Annotated in this window: 12 protein-coding genes; 8 read left to right on the top strand and 4 right to left on the bottom strand. The window is 58.2% G+C overall.

Annotated features, from left to right (window positions below; genetic code table 11):
- Nucleotides 1-719, top strand: a 719-nt coding sequence (locus VGG64_19620) for a sigma 54-interacting transcriptional regulator (protein HEY1601820.1), incomplete at its 5' end; no start/stop codon positions are given.
- Between the two features lie 85 nt (nt 720-804).
- On the opposite strand, the gene VGG64_19615 is transcribed toward VGG64_19620, so the two are convergent.
- Nucleotides 805-1,617: a response regulator gene (locus VGG64_19615; GenBank protein ID HEY1601819.1), complete on the bottom strand. Its 813-nt coding sequence runs from the start codon at nt 1,615-1,617 to the stop codon at nt 805-807.
- 632 nt (nt 1,618-2,249) lie between these two features.
- On the opposite strand from VGG64_19615, the gene VGG64_19610 reads away from it, so the two are divergent.
- On the top strand, nt 2,250-2,531 hold the full coding sequence (locus tag VGG64_19610; GenBank protein ID HEY1601818.1) for a hypothetical protein: 282 nt from the start codon (nt 2,250-2,252) through the stop codon (nt 2,529-2,531).
- Between the two features lie 74 nt (nt 2,532-2,605).
- Here the strand turns inward: VGG64_19610 and treZ are convergent, their stop codons facing one another.
- Complete coding sequence (gene treZ / locus VGG64_19605) at nt 2,606-4,486, bottom strand: malto-oligosyltrehalose trehalohydrolase (GenBank protein ID HEY1601817.1); 1,881 nt, start codon at nt 4,484-4,486, stop codon at nt 2,606-2,608.
- 284 nt (nt 4,487-4,770) lie between these two features.
- On the opposite strand from treZ, the gene VGG64_19600 reads away from it, so the two are divergent.
- Nucleotides 4,771-5,172, top strand: coding sequence for a low affinity iron permease family protein (locus VGG64_19600; protein HEY1601816.1), 402 nt, complete (start codon nt 4,771-4,773; stop codon nt 5,170-5,172).
- Between the two features lie 132 nt (nt 5,173-5,304).
- On the opposite strand, the gene VGG64_19595 is transcribed toward VGG64_19600, so the two are convergent.
- Both VGG64_19595 and VGG64_19590 read right to left on the bottom strand, forming a co-directional pair.
- Nucleotides 5,305-5,478 (bottom strand): DUF1328 domain-containing protein, encoded by a 174-nt coding sequence (locus tag VGG64_19595; GenBank protein HEY1601815.1) that lies wholly within the window; start codon nt 5,476-5,478, stop codon nt 5,305-5,307.
- A 413-nt stretch (nt 5,479-5,891) separates the two neighbouring features.
- The gene (locus VGG64_19590) at nt 5,892-6,089 is read right to left on the bottom strand and encodes a CsbD family protein (protein HEY1601814.1); all 198 of its coding nucleotides are present in this window, start codon (nt 6,087-6,089) and stop codon (nt 5,892-5,894) included.
- Between the two features lie 473 nt (nt 6,090-6,562).
- Here VGG64_19590 and VGG64_19585 point away from each other — a divergent pair, with 473 nt between their 5' ends.
- From VGG64_19585 to VGG64_19565, 5 genes are all read left to right on the top strand, one after another.
- Nucleotides 6,563-6,982 carry a CsbD family protein gene (locus VGG64_19585; GenBank protein ID HEY1601813.1) on the top strand — a complete coding sequence of 140 codons (420 nt, stop codon included), beginning with the start codon at nt 6,563-6,565 and terminating at the stop codon, nt 6,980-6,982.
- Nucleotides 6,983-7,074: 92 nt separating this feature from the next.
- Nucleotides 7,075-7,314, top strand: a complete 240-nt coding sequence (locus VGG64_19580; GenBank protein ID HEY1601812.1) for a hypothetical protein — start codon at nt 7,075-7,077, stop codon at nt 7,312-7,314.
- 689 nt (nt 7,315-8,003) lie between these two features.
- Nucleotides 8,004-8,171, top strand: a complete 168-nt coding sequence (locus tag VGG64_19575) for a YHS domain-containing protein (protein ID HEY1601811.1) — start codon at nt 8,004-8,006, stop codon at nt 8,169-8,171.
- Between the two features lie 225 nt (nt 8,172-8,396).
- On the top strand, nt 8,397-9,737 hold the full coding sequence (locus VGG64_19570; protein ID HEY1601810.1) for a PDZ domain-containing protein: 1,341 nt from the start codon (nt 8,397-8,399) through the stop codon (nt 9,735-9,737).
- 278 nt (nt 9,738-10,015) lie between these two features.
- Nucleotides 10,016-10,324 (top strand): hypothetical protein, encoded by a 309-nt coding sequence (locus VGG64_19565; GenBank protein ID HEY1601809.1) that lies wholly within the window; start codon nt 10,016-10,018, stop codon nt 10,322-10,324.
- Nucleotides 10,325-10,533 lie beyond the last annotated feature (209 nt).

Below are 10,533 nucleotides of genomic sequence, written 5' to 3'. Positions count from 1 at the left end.
AAGCCAAGATGCTGCGGGTCTTGCAACAACAACAGTTCGAGCGTGTGGGCAGCAATCATACTATTACCACTGATGTTCGCGTCATAACGGCCACCAATCGCGACCTGGAGCAGATGGTCGAAGCGCGTGAGTTTCGCGCGGATCTGTACTATCGCTTGAGCGGGTTGACAATCCAGTTGCCCCCATTGCGTGCTCGCACGGCCGATCTGCCGCTGTTGCTGGATCACTTTTTGCGCAGGTTCGCTGCGGAACTGGACAAAGACGTTCGAGGCATTTCGCCCGACGCGCTCGACATCCTGCTGAAGAATGCCTGGCCGGGAAACATTCGCGAGTTGCAGAACGTTATACGTCAGTCGCTATTGAATACCGTCGGGCCCGTACTGCTGCCGGAATTCCTCCCGATGGCTGCGGTCAATTACGATTCCGCTGCAAGCACCAACTCGGAAAGCCCAGGCGACGACCTGACAGGGCATGTCAATCGCCTTTTAGAGCAGGACGGCGAGAACTTGTACGAAGAAGTAGTGGCTGCGGTCGAACGATACGTTCTTCCCCGCGTGCTCGGCAAGACGCAGGGCAATATTTCGCAGTCCTCCAAACGGCTGGGCATAACTCGCGGCAGCTTGCGCAACAAGATTCGTGCTTTGGGTCTGTCCATCGATCGTCAGATCAAGATCGACGACGGCGGCACCGATGCCGATGACAATGAGGACGCGACGTAAACGATTGGCTGCCGCGGACGGTTTCCAAACTCACGGTGGAATTCCCACGGTGCCGAAAATCGGCTAGCCCGCATGTGGCCGCCGACTAAGCAACTTCGCCACGACCCTCTCGGTACTCTACTAGCGCCGCGGCGACACGCGCGATTTCACCGTCGACCTCGCGGGCGGCGGCAAGCATCGTTGATTCCGACCCCGGGTCGCACGTCTCGATCGCCTGCAAGGCATGCACGGCGGTCAAGGCGCTAAAATTCGCGGCCAGCCCCTTCAAGCTGTGCGCACGGCGGCGGGCGTTATCCCAATCTTCTTTTTCGATGGCTTCGTGGATTCCCACCAGCAGCGGAAAGGCATCCTCCAAAAAAAATCCGATCAGGTCGCCCAGCAACTCATTGTCGCCCCCCAGCCGTCCCAGGGCCGCCGTCATGTCAACGGCCGGCAAACGCTCGGCGCGGGATCGCGTGTTCGCAGCTCCCCGAGCCGCCGTCGACGAGGCCGCAAGCGAACGCAACTCCGTCAGCAACCGCTGCATCGTGTCGATCGCCAAAGGCTGCGGCAAAAATGCATCCACGCCAGACGAAAGCGCACGACTGCGAGCAAGATCATCGGCGGGAGTTGTTATTGAGATGATCGGCACCTCCCGCTGATCGGTTTGCAGCCCCCTCAGCAGCAACGAAATCGGCACGTTGTCATCGGTGGGCGTGTCTAAATCAACCAGCACCACGTCCGGCGCCTGCTGTAAGAACAGACGGATCGCGTGCAAACCGTTGCTGGCAATCCTTGGCCGCTGGCTGCCGCCTGTAAGCGAATTTGCCAATAACTGCAGGCGGGCGGCGTCGCCCCCCACGACGATGACATCCAAGCTTGGCACAGAACCATTCAGATTGTCGCGCGCGGCAGGCATTAAAACCACTTTGAAGTACTGGAAGGCTGTCGCCGCAGAATCCCGCCCTAGATCAAACGTCGCCACCCATGAACCCTGCTCGCGCAACGGACAATCACCCGCCGCGAAGCACCTTCTTCGCAGGCACTGGACCAACGCTGAACCGACAATTGCGTACCCGATCGCACTTGCCTCTGTCGATTATGCAAGTTTTATACCCGCGGCATCACGCGGAACGCTAGCAAAAGGTCGCGGGACAAAATCACCGGCATTGAAACGGGAGAAACGCAGTTCGCGGTCGATCAATTCTTGGCCCGATGCGCGACCGGACGATCCGCGGGTGTACATCCCCCTGTGCATCGTCCGGCCAGTTTGGTCGCCTCGAGGCCGGCCGTCGCCATGAAGCAACAATGTCTCTGATGGTGCAAAGGTGCCCTGACGAGCGCCCTCGCTGCGGAATTCAAGCCGACAGTCTGAGGAAGACGGCTTCTATGGATGCGGCGGTAACGATTGTCCCGTCTCGGTCCGAAATTTGCTGTCAAAGACCGACTCGCCGCATAAGTTCCCTCCTCCCTTCCGATCTCCAGGACGCATTTTAAATGATCGCTGTTTCCTCTGCCGCTCGCGCCTCCCACAATAAACGCATTGTAAGGATGCCGCACGGCCCGCAGGGACGCGAAGAGTCCTGGCAAGGGCAGATACTGGCCTCGCTATTGCAACGAATGCCAACCACGGGCCAGCGCATCGAACTCGACTGGGACGGTCGCACGGGCATCGTGGTCCTATCGGGCGTTGTCGGCACCTTTTACGCCAAGCAGTTCCTTTTCCATTCTTGCCGGCGGCTCGTGCCAGGGTACGAGGTAGTAGATGCGCTAGTAGTCGAGGATGATTTGCCTCCGGCATGTTGGGCCGGCGCGTTACGGCATCGCGGCTGAGCGGAAGCCGGCATCGCCGCCATCAAAGTCGTAGCGGCCAAGGCTCAAGTTGCTCGGCACCGGCTGAACTGCCTTTAAGAACTGCTGCGCAGCGGCGAAGTTTTAGGGTAGGTCGCCGGGCCCCAGACCACGCATTCGTATGGTTCCATTCTTGCCATTTTAGCGAGCCATGCGCGTTCGCCGCCATACATCGTTGCCGCCGTCGAGAGGAGAATCGCCGCGTGCTCGGATGGCTGACCGGGTACGTCGATGTGCTGCGGTGACAGGTTTGCCCATACCAATAACTCGCTCCCCGCGCCCAGTTGAAACACCAAGCATGGGTCCCCTGTGCTGTTGCGGATAATCTCGGCGCGGCTCACGTGGCGCTCCGAAAGCGCCGGCCAGGTGCGACGTCCCCAGAGCAAATCCTGATACAGCGTGCGAAGTCCCGCACGGTGCTGATCGTTTGCCCAGTCCCAGGTGAGCTTGGTGCTGGTATAGGTGGTGGTCGCCTGCGGGTCGGGGGGGTCGCTTTGCCAGCGAAACCGCACCGAAGCAAGCTCCGCGCGTCGACCGCGACGCACCGCTTCGATCAGCCGCGGATCGGCAAATGAACAAAAGAACGGAAAGGGATGCGTCTCGCCATATTCCTCTCCCATAAACATGAGGGGAACCGCGGGCGCGAGCAGCAACAAAGCCGCCGCCAACCGTTGCTGCGCCGGTGACAACGAACTTGCCAGCCGATCTCCCAAGGCCCGATTGCCGACCTGATCGTGATTCTGCACGCAGAATACAAATTTCTCGCGCGGCGTTTCGCCGACGCGATTTCCCTGTCGCCGTCGATGAAACGGACTGTACCGGCCGTCATAGACAAATACCTCGCGCAGGGCTTTGGCAAGCTGCTCGGGCTGGCCAAAGTCGGCGTAGTATCCATCGTTCTCGCCCGTTAGCAGCGTGTGGACGCAATGATGAAAATCATCGCTCCAAAGGGCATCGAGGCCGTATCCTCCCTGCACGCGCGGCGCGACCAGCCGCACGTCGTTCTGGTTTGTCTCGGCAATCACCACGACCCGTCGATCTTGAGCGTCGGCGATCTGCTGCACCGTTTGCTGTAGTTCGGCCAGAATATGCAGCGCGCTCGTATCATAGATGGTCTGCACAGCGTCCAGGCGCAGCCCATCAAGATGAAAGTCACGAATCCACATGGCCGCGTTATCGAGGGCCAGCTTGCGAACGGGATCGCTATCCTGCCCGTCATAATTCAGAGCCTGCCCCCACGGCGTGTGATATCTATCGGTGAAGTAGGGGCCGAAGGTCCCCAAATAATTCCCCTCGGGCCCCACATGGTTGTAGACCACGTCGAGCAACACGGCCATTCCCGCATGATGTGCCGCATCGACCAGTCGTTGCAGCCCCTGCGGACCGCCGTATGTGTTTTGCGCGGCGTACGGGTGGACGCCATCGTAACCCCAATTGCGCGCTCCGGAGAATTGCGCGATCGGCATTATTTCGATGGCCGTGATGCCGAGATCGATAAGCGCGGGCAATCGCCCGATGATAGCGTCGAATGTCCCCTCCGGCGTAAATGTGCCCACGTGCAGCTCATAGATGACCAGCGCCTCGGGTTTGACGCCACGCCAGCCCGCGTCGGTCCATCGAAAGGAATTCGGATCAAATACGGCCGACGGCTTGTTAACGCCATCGGGCTGCCAGCGCGACGCCGGGTCGGGTAACTCGCGCGTGTCATCCCCCACCAGGTAGGCGTAGCGTTGCCCGTCCATAGCATCGCGCTCTTCCCAGAAAAAGTGGCCCGTTGCATGACTGTGCATGGGATGCACTACCCGGCGGCCGTCATGCCATAGCGCCAGCGATACCCGCTTTTGATGGGGCGCCCAAAGGCACCATCGAATGTCGCCATTGGGAAGTTTCAGCGCACCTTGCGACGGCGCACCGAGTTCGTCTACGATTCCAATCATCGAGTTTTACAGACTGGTTAGACCAGGATCCTAAGAAACGCTCGGTTTTAAGATGGTAGGCAACAATCGGTCATCCGCTTTGCGACTCGTGGAATAATCCTATGTTTGGCTAGGAGTTATACCAATGGCCGGATGCCTTTCGGGGTGACTCGCATCCGGCCACCGCCAGGTTCGCTGTCAAGCACTGAGCCTCCGTGCCGCGGCACTCAAAGTGCTCCTGCCATGTCGGGCGGACTAGCTGCACAAGCTCCATGCGAACTCTTCTCAATCGAAAGTGAAGGCATATGCAGGATTCATTTCGCCGATTTTCGCGCAACATTGCCGACAAGCTCGGCTCCAACTGGGCTTTCTTGATTGCACTTTTCGTCGTGGTGGCGTGGGGAGGAACGGGACCCTTGTTCGGCTTCTCAGACACTTGGCAACTCGTAATCAATACAGGCACAACTATCGTCACATTTCTGATGGTGTTTTTGATCCAGAATACGCAAAACCGCGACGCGATGGCAATGCAAGTCAAACTCGATGAGCTGCTTCGTGCCATCACCGAAGCCCGCACCAGCCTCGTGGATCTGGAAAATCGCACGGATGAAGAATTGCAGCGCGCCAAGCAAGAGCTTACGGAAATCTCGCGAGAGGCTAGCCCCCTCGACACACCTTTGTCCACTCCCGCCGTTCCGGAAGTTTGAAACGCGCACATCAGCTGCCGGCACAAAAAAGGAGAGTTCCGCGCAAAAAGCAGGCCCAAGCATCGACGTTCTGAACATCGACCCTGGGCCTGTGTTCGGCACTCGCCTTTCGGCAGGTCACCGCCGAGCAGGTCACGCCAGCGGTCGGCGATTCAAGCCACCCGCCACCAGGCTGACAATGAACAGCACCAAGAAGATCACGAATAACACCTTGGCGATTTCAGCCGCGGCAATATAAATGCCGGTAAATCCGAATACGGCCGCCACCATGGCAACCACCAGAAAAACTAGTGTCCAGTACAACATGACAGGGCTCCTTGAAAAACTAACTGCGGGGGGTTGTGATATTTGCTTGCCGGCTAAAAGGGCACTGCAAGGAGATGAATGCACATTGCATGCCAGTGCCATTGGTTTTGAGATATGGAAGCAGCAGCCAACGACTCCGAGGAATTCGGCGAGACACGCGACCTCTGCTTGGGAAGCTGGTTATCGCGTCGCCGCAAAAAAGCACATCGAGCAGCACTGCAATGCGCAGCAAAACGGCCGCCTGCGTGGAGCACACATCAGCGGCCGTTTTTAGCCCCGGGCGTTATCTCACGCCCAAAGCGCGCTTCAATTTTCAAACTCCCCTTCCGGCAGGGAGAGAATGGCGAGGGGACCGGGCATCAATTCCCTGCATCCATCGGATCCCTGTCAGAAAGGGAGGGCTTCTCTTCTCATCAAGCCGAGCGGCAGAACTCGTCCACTTCTTTCTCGGCATGCTCCTTAGCGTAACCGTATCTCGCTTGCAATTTGCCGGCCAACTGCTCTCGTTTGCCGTTGATCACGTCGAGATCATCATCGGTCAATTGACCCCACTTTTCTTTCACCTTGCCGCGAAATTGCGTCCAGTTCCCTTTCACTTGATCCCAGTTCATCGGAGTTCTCCGTCGAATGTTTTTCTAATAATGTCACCAACGAACTGCGGTGTGCTCAGCCTTTGGCTTCGACACATCTTCAAGTGATTGCAATGCGTGTGCCAAGGCGCGCAGCATCGTTTCAGCCGAGGGAAATCGGGACTCTTTAGCCCTACGCCCCTGGCGTGTGACCGATTGCCGAGCGGATTGGCCGCGTGCGAGTCATTGCTAGTGCTCCGCTAATTGAACTCGACGTAACGCAGCCAGACTCTTTTAAATCTTGCCAATACAGCGCCTGCAGGCAACTTTCCCGCCCAGGTCCTGCTGTCTCTCGCTGGGTGGCACGGAATATGCAAATGTCTCCACCAATCGAGAAAGTCTAGGGCAACTCTTTAGACAGGTGAGGGGATTCTCGATTCGCAGCCCACTCAGCTGTTCACAATTATCGGGAACGACAAACGGAGTCACAAAGGCTTATTTCAAAGGAGATCGCAATGATCAACGCAGAAATACTACAGGGACAATGGAGTGAATTCAAAGGAACACTCAAGCAACACTGGGGAGAACTCACCAGCGATGACCTGCGCCGTTTCAATGGCGATGTCGATCGTTTGGTGGGCCTCATCCAACGCAAGACGGGCGAGACCCGCGAGTCGGTGCAAGATTTTCTCGAAGAACTGACGGCCGATGGGTCGTCGACATTGTCGCATGCCGCCGAAACGGCTCGTCGATACGCCAACGGCGCCGTCTCGTCCGTGCAAGACGCCTATGCCGATTCCGCGAATAGAATGCGCGAGCGCTATTCGGACGTGGAAGACATGGTGCGTACCCGCCCTGCCGAATCGGTTGTGTTGGCCTTCGGTGCAGGCTTGCTCGCGGGCGTCATCGCTGGATTGGTCCTACGCAAGCGTTAATGGGCCAAGACGCGCATGATTCGGCGCATACGCCGTCGCATCTGCGCATTCGCAAGGAATTCTTCATTTCTTTCTTGGAAGGAACAAGACTTATGGTTCGCAAAGCAAGATCGACCACAGACGATCATCACAATACGCAGCACGCTTCGCCGCGCGCCTCCCATCACGAGGGATCTGGTACCCACGGCAGGAGCGCCACGTCCGTCGTCAGCCGACCGGCTGAAGACTTGGTCGCCCATGCCCGTGAGTACGCCCGCGAACGACCCGAGGTTGTCGCGCTGTGGTGCTTGGGCATGGGCTTCGTCCTGGGTTGGAAGCTCAAGCCCTGGTGAGCGGATACGTTCAACCAACGGCCTGCTACCGGCACACGCGGCGAGCCCCGCGGGTGCCTTTTTTGTCTGTTGTCGGCGTCTGGCATGCCTGGAGCCGCATCCTCCACGGCGACTCCGATACGCAACTCAATGATCGGCCGCTAGATTGCTGGTCAGAGCGAGTACGATCGAGCTTCGTCGAATTTCGACGGTCGTCTTACTTGGCAGGTTCGGACTTGCCCCCTATTCAAGGTTTATCGATCCGACTCAATCGCGCATAAAACACCTCGCCCGCCGAGTCTGTACCCCGAGGGAATCGCGCAATCGACGAAATACAATGGGGCTACCCGGCGCTTGCTGTGGGCTTTTCCGCCGCCGCAGGAAGCGTGGGCGAGGATGTACTTCGCGACACATAAGTCGCGGGGTTGCGGCCGTTGCAAATGTGGTCGCGCAATTCATTACAGATTTGATTCGCGACGATTCGCGACTGCCAGCATTGCAGACACAAGATGGCGCTGTGGTTGCACGCGCGGACGTTCCGGATCGGTCATCGCATGCTGAGTAGCAGGCACAAATGACATGACTGTCATGGCGCGCGCGATCGGAACGCGAGTTGCAATGGTGAGGCCAGTGACAAGCTCATCGACCCGGACATTCTCAGCCGGGAGCGCAAACTCGCCACGTCTTCACTTGGAAAAAGGAGAATTGAAATGGCAAAGGATCCCGTTTGCGGCATGGACGTAAAGTCCGGCAATGCCGTCGCAAAGAGCGAATACGGCGGCCAGACATTTCTTTTTTGCAGCGTGGGCTGCAAACAAAAGTTCGATCAGGCCCCTGATAAATTCGCCAAAGAAGCTGCTCATACGGCACACAAATAATACATGCCGTGCGGGCACAACGTTGGACAGCCTTTGACCTTGTTGGCGTCAAAGAGAGCAGGCGGCTCTTTCCGCTGAAATGTCACAGCATCGATATTTTTTAACTTTCCAGATCCTCGCACGACTTTTTTTCTGCGCGTGAGGTTCCTCCCGGTCGCGAGCGCGACTGACGCATGACTGTGCGATCTTACCCCCTGTGTCGCTTTTTTGGAAAAGGAGTGCATGATGTTTCGACAAGTTCTCACAACTGTGGCGGGCGCGTCCGCGTTGGCGGTTCTATGGTGCGCCGCCGCAGCACCTGTCGCAGCGCGCGACGACCAATCACGCGATGCTCAACAAGCGGACGCCCAGCAAAACAATGCGCAGCAAGACCGCCAGGATAGCGATCGACAACGGCAAGCCGATCGCGATGACGACGAAACTCAATATCGCGGGGCTGAACATGCCGCGTTGGGCATCATGCTTAGCGAGCGCGACGGACAAGGGATCCGCATTCGCGATATCCTGCCCGATAGCCCGGCCGAACAAGCGGGACTGCAAGAAGGGGATCGCATCACCAAGATCAACGACAGCCCGGTGAATTCCTATCGGGATGTGGTCCGCTGCATTAATCGCGTCACTCCGGGCGAGCGCGGGACGATCAGTGTCTCGCGGGATGGTCGGGACAAATCGATCGACGTGACGTTCGCCCCACGCGAACGAGTTTATGGCGACGAACGACAGTTCACCCGTCGTGAATCGAACGAACGCCGTAACAACTACGACTCGCAGCGTCAGGACGACGTTGGCGACAATTCTGGTCGAGGCCTTTTGGGCGTGGATCTTTCCAACGATCGCGACGCGCTTGTCATCAGCGAAGTCTGGTCCGCCAGTCCCGCCGACAAGGCCGGACTGCGTTCCGGTGACGAAATCCTGGCAATCGACGACCATAAGGTGTCGAGCCGGGACGCCCTCCGCGAACAACTTCGTGATCACCGGGCAGGCGATCGCGTCACGCTCAGGATCCGACGCGACGGACAGGATCAAACCATCAAGTCGCATCTCGTTTCTGCCCAGGACCTGGCTCACCAGATGCCTCGCCAGAATGGCTATCAAGAGCGCGATGGCCGCTTTCGCAGCGACGCCCGCCAAGCCAACAATCGCGGACGGACTGGCTACCAACGCTGGTCGATCAACGAGCATCATCCGGCCCTGGGCGTAACGCTCGAAGAAGATAACGACGGCAATTTGACAGTCGCCCGCGTCATCAACGACGGCCCCGCCGCGTCGGCCGGAGTGCAGCGGGGTGACGAGATCCTAGCGATCGACAATCACGACGTGGATTCAGTCCGCGACGTGATGCGGCAATTGAGTCACAAACAGTTCAATGACAAAGTTACTCTCCGCGTACGTCATGACGGCCGGAAAAAAGACGTCAGCGTGACGCTAGGCGACAGTGCCGACTTCAATGATCGGCGTACGGCACAGCGTGCCGATCAGCGTGACAACAGTCGCGACGGGAATCGTGACCAGAATCGGCAGGACAATCGTGATGACGATCGCGATTCGAACGATAATCGCAATTAGTCGCGACTTGGTAATGCTCTGAGTGCGCAAAGCGACCTGGCCCGCAGCGTTCCGTCGGAAAATCCGGCGGCGTGCTACGGGCCATTATTTTTCTAGGGCTTACGCAGACGCAGTTCTTGATCTCGACGTTGCCGCCGCTGGTTTAATCTGGGGGTGCAATGTTCGCGGAATTTGAGCCCCATCTGGCATGACTTTCGCTACGCCTTCCCTGGCGACGGGCGATCCAGGGAAGTCTGTCGACGTAGTTTCCAAGAGACGATTCCTCGTGGAGGTGCGATATGCCCCGCGGCGCAAAATCAAAATACACCGACAAGCAGAAACGCCGAGCCTCGCACATCGAAGAGGGCTACGAAGCCCGTGGTGTGGGCGAAAAGGAGGCCGAACGTCGTGCTTGGGCTACAGTCAATAAGATGGATCATGGCGGCAAAATGCCCGGTGGCAGCGGAATGGGCAAGCGCACCGACAAGTCACCGGCAAAAAAGGGGGGGCGTCTGGGTGGTCAGGCCGCTGCAGCCCGGCCGAAAAAAGCCCGCGTCGCAAGCGCTAAAAAAGGCGCCCGCACCCGCGCCAGAGCCGCGGCGAAGTAGGAACTCACGACCTTCGCGTCGGGCAGCTTACATTCGCCGCGGCGCACGATGGCGATTTTCTCAACGCGCTTGCCGAGAACATCGCAGAGAGAATTTCGCCGCGTCAGCTATCTCCGGCAAGCCAATAATGACCTGCTCTGTAGAAATCCTCTTCCGCCAGCTTAATCCGCTAGCTGGCGAGACTTCGTAGCAGGAGGTGATGACCACTA

The sequence above is a fragment of the Pirellulales bacterium genome, from assembly GCA_036490175.1.
Classification (GTDB): Bacteria; Planctomycetota; Planctomycetia; order Pirellulales; family JACPPG01; genus JACPPG01.
Note: the sequence above shows the minus strand (reverse complement) of the source record. Positions and strands in the feature narration are given on the sequence as shown.